Origin of the sequence: Burkholderia sp. BE17, from assembly GCF_009362305.1 — a bacterium.
Lineage (GTDB): Bacteria > Pseudomonadota > Gammaproteobacteria > Burkholderiales > Burkholderiaceae > Burkholderia > Burkholderia pyrrocinia_C.
Window position 1 is genome coordinate 1 of the sequence record NZ_WHNU01000043.1, and the last position, 22191, is coordinate 22191.

The 22191-nt window shown below is 69.0% G+C and carries 23 protein-coding genes; 13 read left to right on the forward strand and 10 right to left on the reverse strand.

The annotated features are described in order from the left end of the window. On the forward strand, positions 1 to 382 hold a 382-nt coding region (locus GD429_RS30900), incomplete at its 5' end, for a hypothetical protein (protein WP_193727239.1). 27 nt (positions 383 to 409) lie between these two features. Here GD429_RS30900 and GD429_RS30905 read toward each other — a convergent pair. After that, positions 410 to 1255, reverse strand: coding sequence for an aldo/keto reductase (locus GD429_RS30905; RefSeq protein WP_152862778.1), 846 nt, complete (start codon positions 1253 to 1255; stop codon positions 410 to 412). A 166-nt stretch (positions 1256 to 1421) separates the two neighbouring features. Between GD429_RS30905 and GD429_RS30910 the strand changes: the two genes are divergently transcribed. Next, positions 1422 to 2168 carry a GntR family transcriptional regulator gene (locus tag GD429_RS30910; RefSeq protein ID WP_105390077.1) on the forward strand — a complete coding sequence of 249 codons (747 nt, stop codon included), beginning with the start codon at positions 1422 to 1424 and terminating at the stop codon, positions 2166 to 2168. A 21-nt stretch (positions 2169 to 2189) separates the two neighbouring features. Here GD429_RS30910 and GD429_RS30915 read toward each other — a convergent pair whose 3' ends face one another. After that, the gene (locus GD429_RS30915) at positions 2190 to 3581 is read right to left on the reverse strand and encodes a CoA transferase (RefSeq protein WP_152862780.1); all 1392 of its coding nucleotides are present in this window, start codon (positions 3579 to 3581) and stop codon (positions 2190 to 2192) included. A 148-nt stretch (positions 3582 to 3729) separates the two neighbouring features. Between GD429_RS30915 and GD429_RS30920 the strand changes: the two genes are divergently transcribed. After that, complete coding sequence (locus GD429_RS30920; protein WP_152862782.1) at positions 3730 to 4962, forward strand: citrate/2-methylcitrate synthase; 1233 nt, start codon at positions 3730 to 3732, stop codon at positions 4960 to 4962. Here GD429_RS30920 and GD429_RS30925 read toward each other — a convergent pair. Further along, positions 4935 to 5258, reverse strand: a complete 324-nt coding sequence (locus GD429_RS30925; RefSeq protein ID WP_152862784.1) for a DUF2917 domain-containing protein — start codon at positions 5256 to 5258, stop codon at positions 4935 to 4937. The genes GD429_RS30920 and GD429_RS30925 overlap by 28 nt on opposite strands. Before the next feature lie 218 nt (positions 5259 to 5476). Here GD429_RS30925 and mdtD point away from each other — a divergent pair, with 218 nt between their 5' ends. Beyond that, positions 5477 to 6913 (forward strand): multidrug transporter subunit MdtD, encoded by a 1437-nt coding sequence (gene mdtD, locus GD429_RS30935; protein ID WP_152862786.1) that lies wholly within the window; start codon positions 5477 to 5479, stop codon positions 6911 to 6913. Positions 6914 to 7097: 184 nt separating this feature from the next. Continuing rightward, complete coding sequence (locus GD429_RS30940; protein ID WP_152862788.1) at positions 7098 to 8372, forward strand: EAL domain-containing protein; 1275 nt, start codon at positions 7098 to 7100, stop codon at positions 8370 to 8372. Between the two features lie 19 nt (positions 8373 to 8391). On the opposite strand, the gene GD429_RS30945 is transcribed toward GD429_RS30940, so the two are convergent. After that, complete coding sequence (locus GD429_RS30945) at positions 8392 to 8991, reverse strand: class I SAM-dependent methyltransferase (RefSeq protein WP_152862790.1); 600 nt, start codon at positions 8989 to 8991, stop codon at positions 8392 to 8394. Between the two features lie 141 nt (positions 8992 to 9132). After that, a complete protein-coding gene (locus GD429_RS30950) occupies positions 9133 to 9657 on the reverse strand; it encodes a DUF962 domain-containing protein (RefSeq protein ID WP_047898850.1) in 525 nt (174 codons plus the stop codon). A gap of 81 nt (positions 9658 to 9738) precedes the next feature. Here GD429_RS30950 and GD429_RS30955 point away from each other — a divergent pair, with 81 nt between their 5' ends. Next, positions 9739 to 10446: a Crp/Fnr family transcriptional regulator gene (locus GD429_RS30955; RefSeq protein WP_152862792.1), complete on the forward strand. Its 708-nt coding sequence runs from the start codon at positions 9739 to 9741 to the stop codon at positions 10444 to 10446. An 87-nt stretch (positions 10447 to 10533) separates the two neighbouring features. Further along, positions 10534 to 11745, forward strand: a complete 1212-nt coding sequence (gene chrA / locus GD429_RS30960; protein WP_152862794.1) for a chromate efflux transporter — start codon at positions 10534 to 10536, stop codon at positions 11743 to 11745. A 107-nt stretch (positions 11746 to 11852) separates the two neighbouring features. Here chrA and sodB read toward each other — a convergent pair whose 3' ends face one another. Both sodB and xseA read right to left on the reverse strand, forming a co-directional pair. Further along, the gene (sodB, locus tag GD429_RS30965) at positions 11853 to 12431 is read right to left on the reverse strand and encodes a superoxide dismutase [Fe] (RefSeq protein WP_011352986.1); all 579 of its coding nucleotides are present in this window, start codon (positions 12429 to 12431) and stop codon (positions 11853 to 11855) included. Between the two features lie 226 nt (positions 12432 to 12657). Beyond that, positions 12658 to 14040 (reverse strand): exodeoxyribonuclease VII large subunit, encoded by a 1383-nt coding sequence (xseA, locus tag GD429_RS30970; RefSeq protein WP_152862796.1) that lies wholly within the window; start codon positions 14038 to 14040, stop codon positions 12658 to 12660. A gap of 450 nt (positions 14041 to 14490) precedes the next feature. Here xseA and lpxK point away from each other — a divergent pair, with 450 nt between their 5' ends. The 5 genes from lpxK to GD429_RS30995 all read left to right on the forward strand — a co-directional run bounded on the left by lpxK (position 14491) and on the right by GD429_RS30995 (position 18630). Further along, on the forward strand, positions 14491 to 15519 hold the full coding sequence (lpxK, locus tag GD429_RS30975) for a tetraacyldisaccharide 4'-kinase (RefSeq protein WP_152862798.1): 1029 nt from the start codon (positions 14491 to 14493) through the stop codon (positions 15517 to 15519). Beyond that, positions 15500 to 15694 carry a Trm112 family protein gene (locus GD429_RS30980; RefSeq protein WP_010090898.1) on the forward strand — a complete coding sequence of 65 codons (195 nt, stop codon included), beginning with the start codon at positions 15500 to 15502 and terminating at the stop codon, positions 15692 to 15694. Before lpxK ends, GD429_RS30980 begins: the two co-directional genes overlap by 20 nt. Before the next feature lie 124 nt (positions 15695 to 15818). Next, on the forward strand, positions 15819 to 16610 hold the full coding sequence (gene kdsB / locus GD429_RS30985) for a 3-deoxy-manno-octulosonate cytidylyltransferase (RefSeq protein WP_152862802.1): 792 nt from the start codon (positions 15819 to 15821) through the stop codon (positions 16608 to 16610). A 207-nt stretch (positions 16611 to 16817) separates the two neighbouring features. Continuing rightward, positions 16818 to 17480: an adenylate kinase gene (gene adk, locus GD429_RS30990; RefSeq protein ID WP_152862804.1), complete on the forward strand. Its 663-nt coding sequence runs from the start codon at positions 16818 to 16820 to the stop codon at positions 17478 to 17480. 391 nt (positions 17481 to 17871) lie between these two features. After that, entirely contained in the window at positions 17872 to 18630 is a 759-nt protein-coding gene (locus tag GD429_RS30995) for an SDR family NAD(P)-dependent oxidoreductase (RefSeq protein ID WP_152862806.1), read from the forward strand. 66 nt (positions 18631 to 18696) lie between these two features. On the opposite strand, the gene GD429_RS31000 is transcribed toward GD429_RS30995, so the two are convergent. After that, the gene (locus tag GD429_RS31000) at positions 18697 to 19539 is read right to left on the reverse strand and encodes a SirB1 family protein (protein ID WP_152862808.1); all 843 of its coding nucleotides are present in this window, start codon (positions 19537 to 19539) and stop codon (positions 18697 to 18699) included. Between the two features lie 8 nt (positions 19540 to 19547). Continuing rightward, positions 19548 to 21098, reverse strand: coding sequence for a murein biosynthesis integral membrane protein MurJ (gene murJ, locus GD429_RS31005; protein ID WP_152862810.1), 1551 nt, complete (start codon positions 21096 to 21098; stop codon positions 19548 to 19550). Between the two features lie 304 nt (positions 21099 to 21402). Between murJ and rpsT the strand changes: the two genes are divergently transcribed. Further along, positions 21403 to 21675 (forward strand): 30S ribosomal protein S20, encoded by a 273-nt coding sequence (rpsT, locus tag GD429_RS31010; RefSeq protein ID WP_006482211.1) that lies wholly within the window; start codon positions 21403 to 21405, stop codon positions 21673 to 21675. Between the two features lie 149 nt (positions 21676 to 21824). Here rpsT and GD429_RS31015 read toward each other — a convergent pair whose 3' ends face one another. Next, positions 21825 to 22145, reverse strand: a complete 321-nt coding sequence (locus GD429_RS31015; protein ID WP_034178852.1) for a DUF3579 domain-containing protein — start codon at positions 22143 to 22145, stop codon at positions 21825 to 21827. Between the last annotated feature and the right edge of the window lie 46 nt (positions 22146 to 22191).

Genomic DNA, 22191 nt, shown 5'->3' on the forward strand with positions numbered 1-22191 from the left:
CGGCAACGGCGGCGGCAATGGCAACGGCAGTGGCGGCGCGGGCGGTGGCAACGGCGGTAACGGCAACGGTGCCGGCGGCGGCAACGGCGGCCACGGCAACGGCAACGGCAACGGCGGCGGCAATGGCAACGGCGGTAACGGCAGTGGTGCCGGGGGCGGCAACGGTGGCCACGGCAATGGCGGCGGCAATGGCAACGGTAGTGGCGGCGCCAGCGGTGGCAACGGCGGTAACGGCAGCGGCGGCAACGGCGGCCACGGCAATGGCGGCGGCAACGGCAATGGCAACGGCAGTGGTGGCGCGGGCAATGGCGGCGCCAACGGTGTCGGCAATGGCGCCGGCAACGGCGGCGGTCACGGCGGATCGTCCGGAGGCAACCACTGACCACAAGCGTTGCCCGGCCGGGTACCGTCAGAGCATCTCAAGCGCGCGCTTGCTGCGCGGCGCACGGAAGTACGCGTCAAGCTGCGCGCGCTCGTCATCGCTCAACACGAAATCGAGCGCGGCACGGTTGTCGCGCACATGTTCGCTCCGCGACGCCTTCGGGATCGCGAATACGCCCGGCTGCGCGAGCACCCATGCCAGCGCGACGCGCATCACCGACACGCCGCGCTGCCGCGCGAACTCGTCGAGCGGCGAGCGCTTCGGCAGCCGCCCGTGATCGACCGGGCTGTACGCCATCGCCGGCATCCGGTGTTCGGCGAGCCACGGCAGCAGGTCGAACTCCGGGCCGCGCCGCGCGATGTTGTAGAGGATCTGGTTGGTCGCGCACGCGCCGCCGCCCGCCTCGTCGACGAGTTCGGTCATGTCCGCCGTATCGAAATTGCTCACGCCCCAGTGACGGATCTTGCCCGCGCGTCGCAGCGCCTCGAAGCCCTCGACCGTCTCCTCGAGCGGCACCGAGCCACGCCAGTGCAGCAGGTACAGGTCGAGGCGATCGGTACGCAGGCGCTTGAGGCTCGCATCGCACGCGGCGACGACGCCGCGCCGGCTCGCATGGTGCGGATAGACCTTGCTGACGAGGAACACATCGTCGCGCAGGCCGGCGAGCGCTTCGCCGACGAGCGCCTCGGTCGCGCCTTCGCCATACATCTCGGCGGTGTCGACCAGCGTCATCCCGAGTTCGACGCCTTCGCGCAACGCGGCGATCTCGTCCGCGCGGCGGGCCGGCCGCTCGCCCATTTCCCAGGTGCCCTGGCCGAGCTTCGGAATCGTCTCACCGTCGGGCAGGACGACCGTGGCGATCGTGTCTGTCATGCGCTCCTCGCTGCGGATTCGTGGCCGCGCACCGCGGCCGAAGCATGGAATACGACGCATCAGTGTAGTCAATCGGCGCGGCACCGGCCTATTGCAAGGCAAAAACCGGCTATAACGGCGCCGCATGATGACTTAGAATGGCCGCAACCTGATCGATACCCACTCCATGAAGTCACCCACGGACGACCGCTGGCAGGACCTGCGCCCCGACCCCGACAACGACACGCCGCTCTACCTGCAGCTCGCCCGCAAGCTCGGCGACGCGATCCACGAGAACCGCTGGACGGCCGGCGAGGCGCTGCCGTCCGAGCGTGTGCTGTCCGATGCGCTCGGCGTGTCGCGCATCACCGCACGCAAGGCGATCGCGCTGCTCGTCGAGCAGGGCCTGATCCGGCGCACGCAAGGCGCCGGCAATTTCATCCAGCCGCGCTACGAGGATCCGCTGTCGCGGCTGTCGAGCTTCAGCGAAATGCTCGAGCGCCGCGGCTTCAAGCCGAGCTCGCAATGGATCGCCCGCGAGATCCAGCCCGCGAACCGCGACGAGGTGATCCAGCTCGGACTGTCGCCGGCCGCGTCGGTTACACGTCTGAAACGCCTGCGCCTCGCCGACGGCATCGTGATGGCCGTCGAGAACTCGACGTTCCCCGCGACGCTGATTCCCGATCCGCAGGCGATCGGCGGTTCGCTGTACAGCTATCTCGAAGCGCGCGGCACGCCGATCGTGCGCGCACTGCAGCATTTCCGCGCGGTCAACGCGACCGACGAGATCGCCGAACAGATGGGCATCGCGCCGCACGACGCGCTGCTGCTGATCACGCGGATCGGCTATACGTCGGACCAGCGCGCGATCGAGCTCACCGATACCTACTGCCGCAACGACTACTACGACTTCGTCGTCGAGCTGCGCAAGTAACGCAAGCCGCGCCGTCGGCGCTCACAACCAGCGCGCATCGTCGGTGCCGAGCGGCACGGGCGGCCGCGCGAACGAAGGCGGCGTAGCCGACAACCGCTCGGCCGGCCGCACGGCGTCGATCATGCCGAACGGCGACGCGATGCGGTCGATCCGGTCGCGCACGTCGGCGGCCGCGAGATCGGGCGCCTGCAGGCCGCCCGGGACGGCGCCGAACGACTGCAGCCAGCACCCCGTCTGCGCGAGCGACAGCCGCACGTGCCAGCTTCCCCCTTCGCGCGCCCGGCGCGCGAGCGCAATCATCGCGCCGAACGCCGCGAGATAACCCGTCGCATGGTCGAGCGCCTGGCACGGCAGATGGCGCGGTTGGCTCGCGTGCGCGGCCTGCTGCTCCTGCCACGCGATCCCGCTTGCCGACTGCACGAGACTGTCGAAGCCGCGCCGCTTCGCCCACGGCCCCGCGTGCCCGTATGCGGACACCGACACGCACACGATGCCGGGCCGCCGCTCCGCCAGCGCATGCGGCGCAAAACCGTATGCTGCGAGCGCACCGGGCCGGTACGACTGCAGGAACACATCCGCGTCGCGTGCGAGTGCGTGCAGCGCATCGACGCCAGCCGCATCGCGCAGGTCGATCCACGTCGAACGCTTGCCGCGCCCGTTGTCGATCACGAGCGGCGCGATGTTCGGCAGGTGCGGGCCATTGACGAGCAGCGTCTGCGCGCCGTGCGACGCCAGCGTGCGGCCCGCGACCGGCCCCGCGATGATGCGCGTGAGATCGAGCACGCGCACGCCGGCGAGCGGCTGGCCGGCTTCGCCGCGGCCGATCGGCTCGACCGGCGCGTCACCGATCCGCTCGATCTCGAACAGCGGCAGCGACGCGATCGCGCACGCCTGCTCATGCGCCGCCCATTCATCAGGTGTTCTGATCAATGCCGCGCACAGGCCGGCCTCGGCCAGCGCAGTATCGAGCGCCGCGCCATCCCACGTGCGGATCGCCGCAGCGACGTCGGCCGGCTGCGCGCCGCAACCGAGCACGTCGAGGATCCCGTGCAGGTGATGCGGGAAGTTCGCGTGCAACTGGATCCAGCGCCCGTCGCGCGTCTCGAAGAAGCCCGTCACCGGATGACGCAACTCCGGCGGCGGGCCATCGTCCACGCGCAGGTAGCGTTCGCTGCGGAACGCGACGAGCGCGTCGCGCACCGACACGTCGACGGATTGCGCGACGCCCGTGCGAAGCCGGTGGCATTCGGCCGCCGCGAGCCCGGCGGCCGCGATCGTTGCCGCGGCGAGCGTGCCGACATGGAACGTCGACGGCAGCGTCGGATCCTGCCCCGTCACGGTCGCGCGGGCCAGCGCGTCGCGTTCGCCGAGTGCGAGTTGCCACAGATGCGTCAATGCGAGTTCGGGTGTCATGGTGAAGTGAGCGCCTAAGCGTCGTGGAGGAGACGGAATCGAGTCTAGAATTCGCGACAGGCGCGATCAATCTTGATTGCGCGAATCAATACATAACGAATAGTTGTAGCGGGGCCGCGCTTCATGCGCCCCGACAGGAGCGACCGGCATGACATCCCTCAGCGCGCAGGAAGCCGCCGGCACCCTCGGCGTCAGCGTGAGCACGCTCTATGCGTACGTGAGCCGCGGTCTGCTGCGCTCGCTGCCCGACGGCGCGACCAAGCACCGCCGCTACGACGCGGACGAGGTGCGCCTGCTCGCGCGCCGCCGCGCCGACGCGAAACGCGCGGGCGGCGTCGCGGAGCGGTCGCTCGACTGGGGCGTGCCGGTGCTCGAATCTCGGATCACGCAGATCGCCGACGGCCGCCTGCGCTACCGCGGCGCCGACGCGATCGCGCTTGCCGACGAGGCGACGCTGGAACAGGCGGCCGCCAGGCTCTGGGACTGTCCGCCCGCGCGGCTTGCCGCCGCGTCGCTCGCGTCGACCGGTTTCGACGCCGCGCAATGGGACGACTGGGCGCGCCGCTGGGCGCATCTCGCGCCGCTCGAACGCACGCTGGTGCTGCTGCCCGCCGCGGCCGCGTCGCTGCCGCGCCTGTGGGCGCAGGGGCGCGACGCGCAGCTCGATTCGGCCGCGCTGCTGCTGCGCGTCGCGACGGCCGCGCTCGCCGGCATCGCGCCGGGCGACGCGCCCGTGCACCGGCAGCTCGCTGCAGCATGGCGTGTACGACGGCGCGACGAAGCCGACCTGCTGCGCCGCGCGCTCGTGCTGTGCGCCGATCACGAACTGAATCCGTCGACCTTTGCGGTGCGCTGCATCGCGTCGACCGGCACTCACCTGTTCGGCGCGATCGCGGGTGGACTGGCTGCGCTGTCGGGCCCCCGCCACGGCGGCGAAACGTTCCGCGCGGGCACGCTGCTCGACGAAGCGGCCCGCGCCGCCGACCTCGATCGCTACCTTGCGCTGCGGCTGGCGCACGACGAACGCGCGGAAGGCGGCCGCACGGCCCTGTCCGGCTTCGCGCACCCGCTCTATCCCGACGGCGATCCACGCGCGCTGGCTCTACTCGACGCACTGCACGCGGCGGTGCCGGACCGCCCGGCGCTGCGCATGGCGCGCGCACTCGCCGCACGCGTCGAAGCGGCGACGGGCCTGCGGCCGACGATCGATTTCTCTCTCGCGGTGCTGGAGCGCACGCTCGCGCTGCCGGACGGCGCGGCGTTCACGCTGTTCGCGGTCGGCCGCACGGCGGGCTGGATCGCGCATGCGCTCGAACAATATGCGGACGGCAAGCTGATCCGGCCCCGGGCGCGCTATGTCGGCAGCGACGCGGCCGCGTGACGCCGGCCGTCACGCCAAGCGACGAGCGGCCGCCACCACGCCTGCGCGGCGCGCACGGCCTGCACCGCGAGCGGGCCGAACGCGAAGGTCGCGCCGTGCGGCCCCGCGCTGACCCACACGCGCATGCCGGGCATCAACGCCAGCGAATCGCCGGCACCGAGCCAGTGGTCGTCGAGCCGGCCCTCGACGGTCGCCCAGACGTCGCCTTCGGCCACCTTGAGCAGGGTGCGATCGACGATCCGCCACCGTCCTGCCGGCTCGTCACCGTCCATCACATACAGTCGCAGTTCGCGCATGGCAGCCTCCTGGTCGCACGGGTTCGATGGCACCAGTATTTCTGACAGTGGCAGCACACGGACAGATACGGCTACAGACACTTTTGGCTGAACTGTACTGGTCAATCGACGGAGACGGGCATCCGCCGGCCGGACTTCGCGTTGCACCTGCACCGAAGCTGCGCTGCGCGGCGGCTTTCCCTACAATGTCGGCTGTCCCGCGCCACCGCCCCGCCTTCATGTTCCAACGCCCGCCCGCCGCCGCTCCCGGCGAAAAGAACCTCACCGTGATGCTCTGGCTCGTTGCGACGGGCTTCTTCATGCAGACGCTCGATGCGACGATCGTCAACACGGCGCTGCCGTCGATGGCCACGAGCCTCGGCGAATCGCCGCTGCGGATGCAGTCGGTCGTGATCGCTTACTCGCTGACGATGGCGGTGATGATCCCCGTGTCGGGCTGGCTCGCCGATACGTTCGGCACGCGGCGCGTGTTCTTCAGCGCGATCCTGGTCTTCTCGCTCGGCTCGCTGCTGTGCGCGAACGCGCATACGCTGACGCAGCTCGTCGCGTTCCGCGTCGTGCAGGGGGTCGGCGGCGCGATGCTGCTGCCGGTCGGGCGGCTCGCGGTGCTGCGCACCTTTCCGGCCGAACGCTACCTGTCCGCGCTGTCGTTCGTCGCGGTCCCCGGCCTGATCGGTCCGCTGATCGGGCCGACGCTCGGCGGCTGGCTCGTGAAGATCGCGTCGTGGCACTGGATCTTCCTGATCAACGTGCCGGTCGGCGTCGCGGGCTGCGTCGCGACCTTCTATTCGATGCCCGATTCGCGCAACCCGGCCGTCGGCCGCTTCGACCTGAAGGGTTATCTGCTGCTGACGATCGGCATGATCGCGATCTCGCTGTCGCTCGACGGGCTCGCCGATCTCGGCATGCAGCACGCGGCCGTGCTCGTGCTGCTGATCCTGAGCCTCGCGTGCTTCGTCGCGTACGGGCTGTACGCAGTACGCGCGCCGCAACCGATCTTCTCGCTCGAACTGTTCAGGATCCATACGTTCAGCGTCGGGCTGCTCGGCAACCTGTTCGCGCGGATCGGCAGCGGCGCGATGCCGTACCTGATCCCGCTGCTGCTGCAGGTGAGCCTCGGCTACTCGGCGTTCGAGGCCGGGCTGATGATGCTGCCGGTCGCGGCGGCCGGGATGTTCTCGAAGCGGATCATCACGCACCTGATCACGCAGCACGGCTACCGCAAGGTGCTGCTCGTGAACACGATCATGGTCGGGGTGATGATGGCGAGCTTCGCGCTGATGCACGACACGGTGCCCGTGTGGGTGAAGGTCGTGCATCTCGCGCTGTTCGGCGGCTTCAACTCGATGCAGTTCACCGCGATGAACACGCTGACGCTGAAGGATCTCGGCACCGGCGGCGCGAGCAGCGGCAACAGCCTGTTCTCGCTCGTTCAGATGCTGTCGATGAGCCTCGGCGTCACGGTCGCCGGCGCGTTGCTCGCGACGTTCACCGGCATGCTGCGCACCGTGACGCCGAGCAACACGCTGCCCGCGTTCCATGCGACGTTCATCTGCGTCGGGATCATCACGGCCGCGTCCGCGTGGATCTTCGCGCAGCTCGCGCCCGAGATTCGCAGCACCGCGCGCAAGACGGACCCATCCGAGCGCGCATAACGCGCGCGTTTCGGGCGCCGCACCGCCACTGCGCGCACCATTGCGGTGCAGCCCGCCCCTGCAATGCGCGCCGCGGTATCCCGTCCACCTGCCGCGACGGGCCGCCGCACGTGGTGCGATGCCGTGCATGCTTCTTGCTCGCCTATTCTCTAGGTAAACTGGCAGTCTTCCTTCGGCCGACATCATGAGCATGATCGAAATCGATCCCCCCGGCTTTCAGCCGCCCCGCCCCGTCGCCGGCGACGACGGGAACCGGCGCACCGTGCTGTACGGCGGCTACACCGTGTTCAGCGTGTTCCAGCCCGTTTTCTCGGTGTCGCACCGCCGCGCGATCGGCTATCACGCGTCGCTGCGCGCGCACGACGAGGAAAGCCGCCAGGTGGCGTCGCACGAGGTGTTCACGCAGGCGGCACGGCGCGGCGACCTGCTCGAGCTCGGCCGGCTCGCCGAATCGCTGCATCTCGGCAACTTCCATGCGTTCGACAGTCACGACGAATGGCTCTTCCTGAGCCTGCATCCGGCCGCGCTGATGGACACCGTCTACGGCGACGCACTGCTCGCGAACCTGAAGGCGCTCGGGCTGCCGCCGCACCGCGTGGTGCTCGAGGTGCCCGAGCAGGCGGGCGGCGAGACGCCGCGCTACGCGGCGATCGTCGACGGGCTGCGCAAGGCCGGCTTCCTGATCGCGCTCGGCGGGTTCGGCGCGAAGCATTCGAACATCGACCGCGTGTGGCACCTGCATCCCGACATCGTCACGCTCGACCGCGGCATCCTCGCGCAGGCGAGCGAGCACTCGCATCTCGAACGCGTGCTGCCGGGGCTCGTGTCGCTGCTGCACGAATCCGGCCAGCTCGTGCTGATGGGCGGCCTGTCGACCGAGCGCGATGCGCTGATCGCACTCGAGTGCAACGTCGATTTCGTGCAGGGCCAGTATTTCGCGGGGCCGAGCGTCGACCCGGTGCAGCCGCAGGCCGCCGCGGGCTGCATGGATACGCTGTCGGCCGCGCTGCGGCTGCGCGTCGCGCAACGCGAGCGCACGCAGGCGCAACGGCTCGCACCGTACGTCGCGGCGCTCGAGGAAGCGAGCCGGAAGCTCGGCGCGGGCGAAGCGCTCACCGATGCAGCCGCCGCCGTGCTCGGGCTGCCCGAGACCGCGCGCTGCTTCCTGCTCGACGCATCGGGACGCCAGATCGGCGACAACGTGCTCGCGCGCGGCAGCGTGTCGCAGCGCGCCAAGCGCTTCCGGCCGCTGCTGCATTCCGAGGGCGCGAGCTGGGAGCGCCGCCCTTACTTCATCGACGCGATGCGCGCGCCGGGCCGCGTGCATCTGACGCCGCCCTACCTGTCGATCAACGAGGCGCACCTGTGCGTGACCGCGTCGGTCGCCGCGCCCGCCGCGGCCGGCATGCAGGTGCTCTGCGTCGACATCAACTGGGAAGCGGCGCTCAACCGCGAGTGAACGCGACGGCGCGCCGCCTTCACGCGGCCGCCTTGCGCACGATCAGCCGATGCACGCGCTTGCCGGACGACGCGCTGACGACCTCGTGCTCGTCGATCACGTGCATGCCGGCGCCGAGCGCCGCATGCATCCGCGCGGAGTCGAGCGGCGTATAGAGGCGGCCGCGCTCGTCGCGCAGCGCACCGTTTCCGGCCACCCGCCAGCTCAGGTACAACGTGCCGCCCGGCATCAGGAGATCTGCCAGCCGCGCGGCGGCGGCCGCCGCGTCCGCCTGTTCGAGGTGCATGACGACCGTCTCGCACAGCACGTTGCGAAACGCGCCCGATGGCACGCCGGCCAGCGCCGGCAGTGCGGCCAATTCAAAGGTCAGGTCGGGGTGGCGCCGCCGCGCCTCGTCGAGCAGCGCGGCGCTCGCGTCGTAGCCGCGCGCGTCGAAGCCGCGCGAAGCGAGCCAGGCCGTGTCGCGCCCTGCTCCGCAACCGACGTCGGCGGTCGGCCCGGGCGAGAAATGCTGTTCGAGCAGCGCGTACATGTCGTCGGGGGCGGCCTGGTCGAGCCAGTCCTGCGCATATTGCGCGGCATGGGCGTCGTAGGCGTCGAGAGTCGGGCGATCCACCATGGCGATTGCTCCGCATAGGCGTCGTATGACGCATCTCGCATCTTAGCCGTTGCGCCCCGCCTGTGGCGTCGCGCACGGCCCACGCAACGACGGCGCTGAGCCGGCCTACGCGGCTCGCACTTCGCCCGAACGCGGATCGAGTCAGACATGCGAGTGCGCGCCGCCGTGCACGGGCCCGGCCCGCCGCTCGACTTCGCGGCGCACGTCGCCGCGCAGCCCCGCGAAGAACGCGACTTCGGCGACGACGAACAACGGCCCGACCATCAGGCCGACCAGATCGTCGACGAATGCGGGCTTGCGCCCTTCGAACCAGTGCCCGACGAACTGCACGATCCAGCCGACGACGAACGCACCGATGCCGATGGCGAGCCATTGCGCGGTCGGCAGCAGCGCGAGCGCCTGCGCGGCCCACAGGCCGAGCGCGAACAGCGCGGTCATCACGATCCCGAACCGCAGGTCGAGACGCAGGTAGAACACCGCGAACGCGACGGCGAGCAGCAGCGCCGGCGACAGCGCGATGCCGGCCAGCATGCCGATCGCCGGCCGCGACAGCAGCACCTCGACCGCGAACACGATCATCGGAATGCCGACCAGATGCGTCGCGATGTTGCGCGCGTCGCGATGGTAGGCCGCATACTGGGAAAGATGGTCTTCGAGCGTCTTCATCGCGTCTCCTGGCCGGTTGTTGAGCGCTATGATGCGCGTCACGCCCGAGAACCTCTGTCAGCTACCCGACATCGCGTGCCCATGCCCTCGTCGCTCGCCCCCTACCTGCCGCAGATCGAAGCGAACCCGTGGTTCGCCGCGCTGCCGCCCGCGTTGCGCGCGGACCTGCTCACCCATGCGGCGCTGCGCCGCCTGCCGGCCGGCCACACGCTGTTCCGGCGCGGCGACCCGCCGTGCGGGCTGTATGCGGTACTGGCCGGTTCACTCACGATAGGTGCGGTCGACCCGCAGGGCAAGGAAGCGCTGCTGACGGTCGCCGAGCCCGTCACGTGGTTCGGCGAAATCGCGCTGTTCGACGGCCAGCCGCGCACGCACGACGCGATCGCGCTCGACGACACGCTGCTGCTGCACGTGCCGCAGGCCGCGCTGCTCGCGATGCTCGACGCGACGCCGCAATACTGGCGGCAATTCGCGCTGCTGATGGCGCAAAAGCTGCGCCTGAGCTTCCTCACCGTCGAATCGATGAGCGTGATGCCTGCCGCGCAACGGCTCGCCGCGCGCCTGCTGATGATCGCCGAAGGCTACGGCGGCATCAGCGCCGGGCGCACGCGCGTGCGGCTGTCGCAGGAAACGCTCGCGTCGATGCTGTCGCTGACGCGGCAGACCACCAACCAGTTGCTGAAGGCGCTGCAGGCCGACGGCGTCGTGCGACTGCATGTCGGCGAGATCGAGCTCGTCGACATCGACGCGCTGCGCCGCGCAAGCGGGCTGGGCGACGGTACGCACTGAACGTCGCGCAACGACCGCCACGCGACACCCCGCCGTCGCCGCGTTGCGCTATCGTGTCGGCTCGCTCCGCCCATCCCGCTCCCCGTCTTGACCACATCGACCGCCTCCGCCCCCTCCCGCCATCCATGGCCCGTGTTCGTCGCATTCCTGCGGCTCGGCCTCACGTCGTTCGGCGGGCCGGTCGCGCATCTCGGCTACTTCCGCGCCGAATTCGTCACGCGGCGCGGCTGGCTCACCGAGCGCACGTATGCGGATCTCGTCGGGCTGTGCCAGTTCCTGCCGGGGCCCGCGAGCAGCCAGGTCGGGATGGCGATCGGCCTCGCGCGCGCCGGCTATGCCGGGATGTTCGCCGCCTGGCTCGGCTTCACGGTGCCGTCCGCGCTGCTGATGATACTGTTCGCGCTCGGCGTTCACGCGACGGGCGCACCGATCGAAGCCGGTGCGCTGCACGGGCTTCGCATCGTATCGGTCGCGGTGATCGCGCAAGCCGTCTGGGGCATGGCGCGCACGCTGTGCCCGGATGCGCGCCGCGTCACGCTGATGGCCGCGGCCGCGTGCGTCGCGCTGCTCGCGCCGGCCGCATGGACGCAGATTGCGGTGATCGTCGCGGCCGGCGCGGCTGGCCTCGTCCTGCTGCCGCAGCCGGCGCGCGACGCCCACGAGCCGTTGCCGCTGCACGTATCGCACCGCGCGGGCGTGCTGTGGCTCGCGCTGTTCGCGACGCTGCTTGTCGCGCTGCCGTTCGCGGCACGCGTGCTCCGCTCCGATACGCTGGCCGTCGTCGATGCGTTCTTCCGCACGGGCGCGCTCGTGTTCGGCGGCGGGCACGTGGTGCTGCCACTGCTGCAGGCGGCCGTGGTCGCGCCCGGCTGGGTCGGCAATTCGGCGTTCCTCGCCGGCTACGGGCTCGCGCAGGCCGTGCCGGGGCCGTTGTTCACGTTCGCGGCATTCCTCGGCGCTTCGCTGCGCGATGCGCCGAACGGCTGGCTCGGCGGCACGATCGCACTCGTCTCGATCTTCGCGCCGTCGTTCCTGCTCGTTGCCGGCACCGCGCCGTTCTGGGAGCGCCTGCGCCGCAGCACGCGCATGCAGGCCGCGCTCGCGGGCGTGAACGCGGCCGTCGTCGGGCTGCTGCTCGCCGCGCTCTATCATCCCGTCTGGACCGACACGATCGTGGCGCCGCGCGACCTGGCCGCCGCGCTCGTCGCATTCGTCGCGCTGGTGTTCTGGCGCGTGCCGCCATGGGCCGTCGTGATCGCGAGCGCGACGCTCGGCTGGGTGCTCGGCATGGTCGGCTGATCCCGCAAGCGCGGCACGATCCTGCCGGACAAAAACAAAAAAGCCCTCGCAACGAGGGCTTTTTTACGGGGTGCTGCGCGCCGCTACGGCGCGCGACGCACCGGACCTTACGCGAAGTTCTTCGCTGCGAAGTCCCAGTTCACGATGTTCCAGAACGCTTCGACGAACTTCGGACGTGCGTTGCGGTAGTCGATGTAGTACGCGTGTTCCCACACGTCGATCGTCAGCAGTGCCTTGTCGGCGGTCGTCAGCGGCGTGGCTGCGTTGCTCGTCGACACGATGTCGAGCGAACCGTCAGCCTTCTTCACCAGCCATGCCCAGCCCGAACCGAACGTGCCGACTGCAGCCTTCGTGAACGCTTCCTTGAATGCGTCGTACGAACCCCACTTCGCGTTGATCGCATCGCCCAGCGCGCCCGTCGGTGCGCCGCCGCCGTTCGGCGACAGGCTGTTCCAGAAGAACGTGTGGTTCCAGATTTGCGCGGCGTTGTTGAAGATGCCGCCCGACGACTTCTTCACGATCTCTTCCAGCGACAGGTTTTCGAATTCCGTGCCCGGGATCAGATTGTTCAGGTTCGTCACATAAGCCTGATGATGCTTGCCGTAGTGGTACTGGATCGTCTCGAGCGAGATGGTCGGCGCGAGTGCGTCTTCAGCGTACGGGAGCGGCGGGAGCGTATGAGCCATGGCGATTCCTTCGTTGAGTATGTAGGGGGGCTTGTGTTGAATGCTGCCGAGCGTCCGATTGTAGGCGAGGACGAATAACCCCGCAAACTCACGGGCAATTTATCCGCGGTATGCGGAAAAGCGCTGTTTGCGCAACGTCCGGCAGGACGAACCGGCGGTGCGCAGTATCCGTTCCCGTGTGGGACGCGTCCGTTGCGGGACCCTTGTTTCGCTTGCGCCGGTTACGTCAGATCGTATCGGTCAACCGCGGCTGCACATCGGCGAGCGACACGTCGGCCGAGCCTTCGGCGAGATGCACGGTCAGGCGCCGCTGCGGCTTCAGCGCGCTCGGCGCGCGCACCGCGCGGCCCGTTTGCGCATCGATGAGCGCCGCATAGCCGCGCTCGAGCGTACGCTTCGGGCTCAGCACCTCGAGCCGAGCCGCACAGGCCGACACGCGCGCCGTGTCGCGCTCGTGACGGCGCTGCAATGCCAGCGCGAGACGTTGCGACAGCCCCGCGAGTGCCTGGCGCGCCTGTGACGGATCGGGCCGCGCGCGCTGCCAGCGCAACTGCGCGAGCGCGAAGCGCGCGCGCGCGTCGCGCACCGGCCGCGACGCCGCCGACGCGAGCCGCACCGCGAGCTGTTCGACGTGCGTGCGCTGCCGCTGCAGTCGCTCGGCCGGGCTCACGAGCCGGCGCGCGAGCCAGTCGAGCTGCTGCGCGCGCTGTTCGAGCCGGCGTTCCATGCCGCGCGCGAGCGCACGCTGGCGCTCGCCGACCTCGCGCAGCAGCAGCGCGCGCTGCGGACTCGCGAGTTCGGCCGCGCCGGTCGGCGTCGGTGCGCGCACGTCGGCGGCGAAGTCCGCGATCGTGAAATCGGTTTCGTGCCCGACGCCGCTGACGACCGGCAGCTCGCTCGCCGCGATCGCGCGCGCCAGCGCTTCGTCGTTGAACGACCATAGATCCTCGATCGAGCCGCCGCCGCGGCAGACCAGCAGCACGTCGACCTCGCGGCGCGCATTCGCGGCCTCGACGGCCGCGACGAGCTTTTCGGCGGAACCGGCACCCTGCACGGGCGCCGGATAGACGATCACCGGAATGTGCGGCGCACGGCGCGCAAGCGTGGTCAGCACGTCGCGCAGCGCGGCGGCCTGCAGCGACGTGACGATGCCGATCGCGCGCGGGTGGGCCGGCAGCGGCCGCTTGCGCTCGGGCGCGAAGAGCCCTTCGGCTTCGAGCTGCGCCTTCAGCCGCAGGAACGCCTCGTACAGGCGCCCCTGCCCGGTGCGCCGCACGGCCTCGACGTTGAGCTGCACTTCGCCGCGCGGCTCGTACATCGTGACGACCGCGCGCACCTCGATCCGGTCGCCTTCGCGCGGCGTGAATTCCGCGTATTGGGCGCGGCCGCGGAACATCACGCAGCGCATCTGCGCCTGCTGGTCCTTGATCGAGAAATACCAGTGGCCGCTCGCGGCGCGCGTGAAATTCGATACTTCGCCCGAAATCCACAGCAGCGGAAACGAGCGCTCGAGCATCGTCGAAATCGCGCGATTGAGCGCCGAAACGGGAATCACTTCGTCGCCGCCGCGAGTCGCGCCGGGTGCGGCAAAAGGGGAGTCGGAAGGCATGGATGGTCGGATGAATGCTGGCCGCGACACGATAGTCCGACACGCGCACGGCGTCCAGCACCAGCCGCATGCGTCGCGACACGCGGAAGGTGTCCACACTTTGGCAATCGTCCGCGTAAAACGCTAAAAAACCGCGGAAAAAACCAGACGATTCTCGATAACGCATTGATTTTTATATATTTTTAAACCTTTCGAAATGATTCTCATCCGATTCGAGGCCCACCCGGCGGGCGTTTGAGGTCATCGACCGGGGAGTTCTTCACAGAGTTATCCACAGCCCGGCGCGATCCGGCCCCGCGGGCTGCGTCGGCCGGTCGCGCTTGCCGCGTCAGCATGCGGCGCGCTAGAGTGCCGCCTTCCGCAGACCCCGCGGCATGCGCCGCCCAACGGAGAATCCGCCTTGACGAATCCGTCCCACGCCGCGGCGCACGACGCGCCGCGCCCGGCCCGATGAGCGCGCCCGGCGGCCCACTCGCCCGGCTCGAAGCACGCCTGACACGCGAATGGCAGCGGCGCGGCGCGCTAGCGTGGGCGCTCACGCCGTTCGCTTGCGTGTTCGGCCTGTGCGCGGCGCTGCGGCGCACCGCTTACGCGCAGGGCTGGAAGAAACCGGTCGACGTCGGCGTGCCCGTCGTCGTGGTCGGCAACGTGACCGTCGGCGGCACCGGCAAGACGCCGACCGTGATCGCGCTCGTCGACGCGTTGCGCGCGGCCGGCTTCACGCCCGGCGTCGTGTCGCGCGGCTACGGCGCGAACGTGAAAGCGCCGACCGCCGTCACGCCCGCGTCGCACGCGAGCGCGGCCGGCGACGAGCCGCTGCTGATCGCGCGCCGCTCCGGCGCGCCCGTCTGGGTGTGCCCCGACCGCGTCGCGGCCGCGCAGGCGCTGCGCGCCGCGCATCCGGACGTCGACGTGATCGTCAGCGACGACGGCCTGCAGCACTACCGCCTCGCGCGCACGGTCGAGCTCGTCGTGTTCGACCACCGGCTCGGCGGCAACGGCTTCCTGCTGCCGGCCGGCCCGCTGCGCGAGCCGCTGTCGCGGCACCGTGATGCCACGCTCGTCAACGACCCTTACAGCGGCGCGCTGCCGCCGTGGCCCGACACCTACGCGCTCGCGCTCACGCCGGGCGCCGCATGGCACCTCGACCAGCCCGCGCTGCGCCGCCCGCTGTCGCAATTCGCGAACGAGCGCGTGCTCGCCGCGGCCGGTATCGGCGCGCCGGAACGCTTCTTCGCGACGCTGCGCGCGGCCGGTCTCGCGCCGGCAACGCGCGCGCTGCCCGACCACTACGCGTTCGCGGACAATCCGTTCGTCGACGACGCCGTCGACGCGATCCTGATCACCGAGAAGGATGCAGTAAAATTGGGCGCTTCCTGGCGCGACGCTCGACTCTGGGTCGTCCCTGTCGAAGCCGCGCTCGACCCTCGCCTCATTGCCCTCGTTGTGGAGAAACTCCGTGGACGCTCGCCTGCTTGAAATCCTTGTGTGCCCTATCTGCAAAGGCCCGCTCCACTATGACCGCGCCGCGCAGGAGCTGATCTGCAACGCGGACAAGCTCGCTTACCCGATCCGCGACGGCATCCCCGTGATGCTCGTCGACGAAGCGCGCCAGACCGTCGAAGGCACGCCGGTCGACCCGGCCGGCCGATAAACCGTCAGGCCGCTAGACCGGCGCAATCGCTTGAAGGCGACCCGGCCCCGGCCGGTCGCCGAACGCCGCCGGGCGACCGGCGCCGGACGCGCCACCCGCCCCGTCCCTCTCACCGTTCCCTCCGATGACTCACCCGCAACCCTTCATCGCCGTCATTCCCGCCCGGCTCGCGTCGACGCGCCTCCCGAACAAGCCGCTCGCCGATCTCGGCGGCAAGCCGATGGTCGTACGCGTCGCCGAGCGCGCGCGCGAAGCGGGCGCGCAGCAGGTGCTCGTCGCATCCGACGCGCAGAGCGTGCTCGATGCGGCGCGCGATCACGGCTTCGAGGCGGTGCTGACGCGTGCCGACCATCCGTCCGGCACCGACCGGCTCGCGGAAGTCGCGGCGACGTTCGGGTGGAGCGACGACACCGTCGTCGTCAACGTGCAGGGCGACGAGCCGCTGATCGACCCGGCGCTCGTGCGCGACGTAGCGTCGCACCTGGCCGCGCATCCGGCCTGCGCGATCGCGACCGCGGCCCACCCGATCCACGACGCGGCCGACGTGTTCAACCCGAACGTCGTGAAGGTCGCGCTCGACGCGCAGAGCGTCGCGCTGTACTTCTCGCGCGCGCCGATTCCGTGGAGCCGCGACGCGTACCAGCCGCACTGGCCCGACGTCGGGGCAATGCCGAACCCTGCATTTCCGGTCTATCGGCACATCGGTCTCTATGCGTATCGCGCGCGTTTCCTGCGCACGTATCCGACGCTCGCGCAGGCGCCGATCGAACAAGCCGAGCAGCTCGAACAGCTGCGCGCGCTGTGGCACGGCGAGCGCATCGCAGTGCTGATCACCGAGTCCGCACCCGAAACCGGAATCGATACGCCCGCCGATCTCGCGCGCGTGCAGGCCCTTTTTCAGCCGGGTTCAAAATAACCCGTGGCATAATCAGGCGATTGTGCGAGCCGTCCGCGACCAGCGCGTCCTCGCTTGACCCCGCCCGCGGCCTTGCCGGCAGCCGCGCGTCGCCGAAGCCGACGCGCCGCATCAGACCGGTCCGCCACGCGCCAGGCAAGCCCCGCGCACGCAGTCGCCGACGCCTTTGCGTCTCGCCACACGAATCTACATACTGGAGATATCACCATGCGTTTGATCCTGTTGGGCGCGCCCGGCGCGGGAAAGGGCACCCAGGCAAACTTCATCAAGGAAAAGTTCGGCATCCCGCAAATCTCGACGGGCGACATGCTGCGCGCGGCCGTGAAGGCCGGCACGCCGCTCGGCGTCGAGGCGAAGCGCTTCATGGATGAAGGCAAGCTCGTGACGGACGACCTGATCATCGGCCTCGTCAAGGAGCGCCTGAAGGAATCCGATTGCGCGAACGGCTATCTGTTCGACGGCTTCCCGCGCACGATCGCGCAGGCCGACGCGATGAAGGACGCCGGTGTCGCGATCGACTACGTACTCGAAATCGACGTGCCGTTCTCGGAAATCATCGAGCGCATGAGCGGCCGCCGCACGCACCCGACATCGGGCCGCACGTACCACGTCAAGTTCAACCCGCCGAAGGTCGAGGGCCACGACGACGTGACGGGCGAACCGCTGATCCAGCGCGACGACGACAAGGAAGAAACCGTCAAGAAACGTCTCGAAGTGTACGAAGCGCAGACCAAGCCGCTGATCAAGTACTACGGCGACTGGGCGCAGCGCGGCGAGGAAAACGGCCTGAAGGCGCCGCAGTATCGCAAGATCTCGGGCCTCGGCAGCGTCGAGGAAATCCGCGAGCGCGCGTTCGACGCTCTGAAGTAAGCAGCACGTCGCGCACCGCAAGCCGCCCTTTCCGGGCGGTTTTTTTCGCCTGGCCGAGATTCTCACGACCGTGCCTGTCTCGCCGCCACGCGATGGCGCCCCGTACAATCGGTCGGATGCATGCGCCCTGCCAACCGGCGCACCGGCTTTTCAACCGACCGCTTGGCATCGGACAGCACCACCGCTTTGCATGGGACTTCTCCAAGCGCAAAAGCGCCAAGGGCGGTCGACCGCTTTGCATGGGACCTCCCCAAGCGCTAAAGCGCCAAGGGCGGTCGACCGCTTTGCATGGGACCTCCCCAAGCGCTAAAGCGCCAAGGGCGGTCGACCGCTTTGCATGGGACCTCCCTAAGCGCTAAAGCGCTAAGGGCGGTCGACAAAGGAGGCAGTCATGGAGATTCGCGGCAACGTCTTTCTGATCACTGGCGGCGCATCGGGCCTCGGCGCCGGAACGGCGCGGATGCTCGCGCAGGCAGGCGGCAAGGTCGTGCTCGCCGACCTGAACGAGGCGGCGGGCGTCGCGCTCGCGACCGAGCTGGGCGGCGTATTCGTACGATGCGACGTGTCGAGCGAAGCCGACGCGCAGGCGGCCGTCGACGCGGCGACGCGCGCAGGCACGCTGCGCGGCCTCGTGAACTGCGCGGGCATCGCGCCCGCCGCGAAGACCGTCGGCAAGGACGGCGCGCATCCGCTCGACGTGTTTGCGAAGACGATCAACGTGAACCTCGTCGGCACGTTCAACATGATCCGGCTCGCGGCGGCCGCGATGGCCGCAACCGCACCGACTGCGGAAGGCGAGCGCGGCGTGATCGTCAGCACCGCGTCGGTCGCCGCGTTCGACGGACAGATCGGCCAGGCCGCGTACGCGGCCTCGAAGGCCGGCGTCGCGGGCATGACGCTGCCGATCGCGCGCGACCTGTCGCGCCACGGCATCCGCGTGATGACGATCGCGCCCGGCCTGTTCGAGACGCCGATGCTGCTCGGCATGCCGAAGGACGTGCAGGACGCGCTCGGCGCGATGGTGCCGTTCCCGCCGCGGCTCGGCAAACCGGCCGAATACGCGATGCTGGTGCGCCAGATCGTCGAGAATCCGATGCTCAACGGCGAAGTGATCCGCCTCGACGGCGCGATCAGGATGCAGCCGAAGTAAGCGCGCATGCAAAACGCCCGCGATGCGGGCGTTCTTCATTCCGGGTTCCGGCAGTCGCGCGGTGGCTCAGTCCTCGCCGTCGCGCTGCATCCGCTGCCGCAATTCGGTCACCTGCGACTCGACGACGGTCGCATCGTCCGCCTCCGGCCGTTCGCCGAGATACTGCTCGAGATCCTCGAGCGCGGGACGCAGGTAGTCGAGCCGCGCATACGCGAAACCGCGGTCGCGCACCTCGTCGAGCTGCTCGGGCAACAGGATCACGAGCCGCTGTTGCACCGCGAGCAGCCGCTGCCAGCGTTCCGTCTGCAGATAGATCGTCTTCAGGTTGCGCAGCATCCGCGCGATGATCTCGCGGCTCGTCGCGGGCTGCAGCAGCGCGCGCAATGCGCTGTCGACCGCGCCGGCCGCACGCGCGACGTACGGCTCGAGCATCTCGACCATCTCGGCTTCGGACAGCGAATGGCCGTTGGTCGGATCGATGATCAGGTCGCCGTCCGGCAGCGTGACGCGCAGCAGGAAATGGCCGGGGAACGATACGCCGCGCGCCGGCACGCCGACCTGCTCGGCGAGCTCCAGGTACAGCACCGACAGCGAGATCGGGATCCCGCGCCGCCGTTTCAGCACGGCGTTCAGGTGGCTGTTATCGGGGTCGTAGTAATCGTTTTGATTGCACGCGAAGCCGAGCTCGCGGAAAAAGAAGTCGTTCAGCGCGGCGACGCGGCCTTTCAGGTCCGCATCGTCGGCGAGCCGCCGGCTCAGCCGCGCCGCCAGCATGTCGAGTTCGGCCAGCGTGCCCTGCAGGTCGAGGTCGGGATACGCGTCCTGCGCCAGCGACAGCGCGGTCTCCGTGACGGGCAGGCTGTCGTCGTCCGCCACGAGTGTGCTGAAGTAGTCGAGGACGCGAGTCATTGCGGTCGTCACTTGGCGCGCCTTCTGAAGTAAGCGTATTTGAAGCCCATCACCCACAACATACCGAAATATAGTGCAGCGAACAGCACGAGGCACGCGGCCATCAGCGCGATGCGATCGAGCGGCTGCGTGCGCATCCCGGTCCAGTCGAAGCTGATCGAGAACCAGTGCATCACGCCCGCGAGCACGAGCGTCGCGCCGACCAGCTGCATGAAGAAGCGCGGCCAGCCCGACGACGGCTGGTAGATGCCGCGCTTGCGCAGCCCGAGGAACAGCAGCAGCGAGTTCAGGCACGCGCCGACACCGATGCTCAGCGTGAGGCCCGCATGGCCGATCAGCGGCACGAACACGTAGTTCGAGATCTGCGTGACGATCAGCACGCCGATCGCGATTTTCACGGGCGTCTTGATGTCCTGCTTCGCATAGAAGCCCGGTGCGAGGATCTTGATCAGGATGATGCCGACGAGGCCGATCCCGTAGGTCGCGAGCGCACGCGCGACCATCGTGACGGTATGCGCGTCGAACTTGCCGTAGTTGAAGAGCGTCGCGGTGAGCGGCGTCGCGAAGAAGAACAGCGCGAGCGCGCTCGGCGCCGCGAGCAGGAACGTGACGCGCAGCCCCCAGTCGAGCAGCGCCGAATACTCGGTCGAATCGGCGTCGACGTGCGCCTTCGACAGGCTCGGCAGCAGGATCGTGCCGAGCGCGACGCCGAGCAGCGCCGTCGGGAATTCCATCAGACGATCGGCGTAGTTGATCCACGACACGGCGCCCTGCCCGAGCCGCGACGCGATGTTGGTGTTGATGATCAGCGACAGCTGCGCGACCGACACCGCGAACGTCGCGGGCACCATCTTCGCGAGCACGCGCTTCACGCCGGGGTGCCGCAGCGCGCGCAGCGGGTTGAGGCCGATCAGAGGCACCATGTCGATCTTCTTCAGGCCCGGCAGCTGCACGAGGAACTGCAGCACGCCGCCCACGATGACGGCCCACGCGAGCGCGAACACCGGCACCTTCAGGTGCGGCGCGACGAACACGGCCGCGGCGATGAACGCGACGTTGAGCAGCACCGGCGCGAACGCAGGCAGCGAGAAGCTCTTGTACGTGTTCAGCACGCCGGACGCGAGCGTCGTCAGCGAGATGAACACGATGTACGGGAACATGATCTGCGTCATCGTGACCGCGAGCGGGAACGCCTGGCCGTCGGTGTGCAGGCCGGACGCGACCGCGAACACGACCCACGACGCACCGGCGATCCCGAGGACCGACAGCGCGGCAAGCGCCCACGCAAGCACGGTCGACATCGCGTCGACGAGCGCCTTCGTCGCGTCGTGCCCCTGCTGGTTCTTGAACTCGGCGAGGATCGGCACGAACGCCTGCGAGAACGCACCTTCCGCGGAAAGGCGGCGCAACAGGTTCGGGATGCGGAAGGCGACGTAGAACGCGTCGGTGTATTGACTGGCGCCGAACGCACGGGCGATCAGCGTCTCGCGGGCCAGTCCGGTCACGCGCGACAGCAGCGTGAAGCCGCTGACCGTCAGCAGGGCTCGGAATAGATTCATGGGGCGCTTATTATACGGACGTTGCGTGGCCCGGCCACCGCCCGATGCCGAAAAGCGCGCAAGCCGCCGGCGCCCCGCCCGGCGCGCGTCACGTCGAACTTGTCACCCGCTTGATTTTGTTGCTATAATTGCCCGTTTCTGGGCTCGTACATGCACGGCAACTGCCGTTTTCATGTCCCGGCCTCGGTTAAAATCACCGTTTTTTTATGCGCCCCTGGGCAATCGTTCTCAGGGGACGGATCGAAAAGCAGCGCTTGGCCGTCAGGCTCCAAGCTCTGGAAACAGGACAGGATAAGGAACCGTCATGGCTAACTCCGCACAAGCACGCAAGCGCGCCCGCCAGGCCGCGAAGGCAAACTCGCACAACTCGGCGCTGCGCTCGAAATTCCGTACCGCGATCAAGTCGGTTCGCAAGGCTGTTGAAGCCGGCGACCAGGCAAAGGCTGCCGAGCTGTTCAAGGCTGCCGTGAAAACGATCGACACGATCGCCGACAAGAAGATCGTTCACAAGAACAAGGCCGCTCGCAGCAAGAGCCGCCTCGCCGCAGCCGTCAAGGGCCTGCAGGCAGCAGCGTAAATCCGGTGCGCCCGCTCACGCGGGCGTTCCTGTTTCCTGCGATCGCAAAAAAACCCGCCTAGGCGGGTTTTTTTGTTGCCTGTCGTCCGGCGATCGCGTCGACCGACGACAGTCAGGGCGGGCGCACCAGGCGCCCTCGCCCGTCAGCATCACTTCTTCGCGCCGTAGTCCGGCAGCTCGCACGCCTCGGTGACGACGAGGTTATTGTCCTTTGCGAAATTCAGCACGAAATCGAAAGCCATCGGTTCGATGTCGCGCAGCCGCGAATCGAGGATCACGCATTTCAGGTCGCCGAGCATCGTCGGGCGCACGTACAGCGAATACTTGAGACGCGCATTCGGCCCGCTCGCCCCCGGCCCGAAGCAGGCCATCACGCCGGCCAGACGTTCCGACCAGTCGCTCGGGCGAAATTTTTTCCCGTCTTTCGTAATGCCCTGGATGAAGAATTCGGTCGGAGGGGTTTCAGCCATGTGGTTACCCAAGTGACGGCCCGGCGATGCCCAGGCGACGGCGCCT

Excerpts from the sequence above, each read along its gene's own strand:
- GD429_RS30905 (WP_152862778.1), bottom strand. The coding sequence starts at position 1,255 with ATGACAGACACGATCGCCACGGTCGTCCTGCCCGACGGTGAGACGATT.
- GD429_RS30910 (WP_105390077.1), top strand. The coding sequence starts at position 1,422 with ATGAAGTCACCCACGGACGACCGCTGGCAGGACCTGCGCCCCGACCCC.
- GD429_RS30915 (WP_152862780.1), bottom strand. The coding sequence starts at position 3,581 with ATGACACCCGAACTCGCATTGACGCATCTGTGGCAACTCGCACTCGGC.
- GD429_RS30920 (WP_152862782.1), top strand. The coding sequence starts at position 3,730 with ATGACATCCCTCAGCGCGCAGGAAGCCGCCGGCACCCTCGGCGTCAGC.
- GD429_RS30925 (WP_152862784.1), bottom strand. The coding sequence starts at position 5,258 with ATGCGCGAACTGCGACTGTATGTGATGGACGGTGACGAGCCGGCAGGA.
- mdtD (WP_152862786.1), top strand. The coding sequence starts at position 5,477 with ATGTTCCAACGCCCGCCCGCCGCCGCTCCCGGCGAAAAGAACCTCACC.
- GD429_RS30940 (WP_152862788.1), top strand. The coding sequence starts at position 7,098 with ATGAGCATGATCGAAATCGATCCCCCCGGCTTTCAGCCGCCCCGCCCC.
- GD429_RS30945 (WP_152862790.1), bottom strand. The coding sequence starts at position 8,991 with ATGGTGGATCGCCCGACTCTCGACGCCTACGACGCCCATGCCGCGCAA.
- GD429_RS30950 (WP_047898850.1), bottom strand. The coding sequence starts at position 9,657 with ATGAAGACGCTCGAAGACCATCTTTCCCAGTATGCGGCCTACCATCGC.
- GD429_RS30955 (WP_152862792.1), top strand. The coding sequence starts at position 9,739 with ATGCCCTCGTCGCTCGCCCCCTACCTGCCGCAGATCGAAGCGAACCCG.
- sodB (WP_011352986.1), bottom strand. The coding sequence starts at position 12,431 with ATGGCTCATACGCTCCCGCCGCTCCCGTACGCTGAAGACGCACTCGCG.
- xseA (WP_152862796.1), bottom strand. The coding sequence starts at position 14,040 with ATGCCTTCCGACTCCCCTTTTGCCGCACCCGGCGCGACTCGCGGCGGC.
- lpxK (WP_152862798.1), top strand. The coding sequence starts at position 14,491 with ATGAGCGCGCCCGGCGGCCCACTCGCCCGGCTCGAAGCACGCCTGACA.
- kdsB (WP_152862802.1), top strand. The coding sequence starts at position 15,819 with ATGACTCACCCGCAACCCTTCATCGCCGTCATTCCCGCCCGGCTCGCG.
- adk (WP_152862804.1), top strand. The coding sequence starts at position 16,818 with ATGCGTTTGATCCTGTTGGGCGCGCCCGGCGCGGGAAAGGGCACCCAG.
- GD429_RS30995 (WP_152862806.1), top strand. The coding sequence starts at position 17,872 with ATGGAGATTCGCGGCAACGTCTTTCTGATCACTGGCGGCGCATCGGGC.
- GD429_RS31000 (WP_152862808.1), bottom strand. The coding sequence starts at position 19,539 with ATGACTCGCGTCCTCGACTACTTCAGCACACTCGTGGCGGACGACGAC.
- murJ (WP_152862810.1), bottom strand. The coding sequence starts at position 21,098 with ATGAATCTATTCCGAGCCCTGCTGACGGTCAGCGGCTTCACGCTGCTG.
- rpsT (WP_006482211.1), top strand. The coding sequence starts at position 21,403 with ATGGCTAACTCCGCACAAGCACGCAAGCGCGCCCGCCAGGCCGCGAAG.
- GD429_RS31015 (WP_034178852.1), bottom strand. The coding sequence starts at position 22,145 with ATGGCTGAAACCCCTCCGACCGAATTCTTCATCCAGGGCATTACGAAA.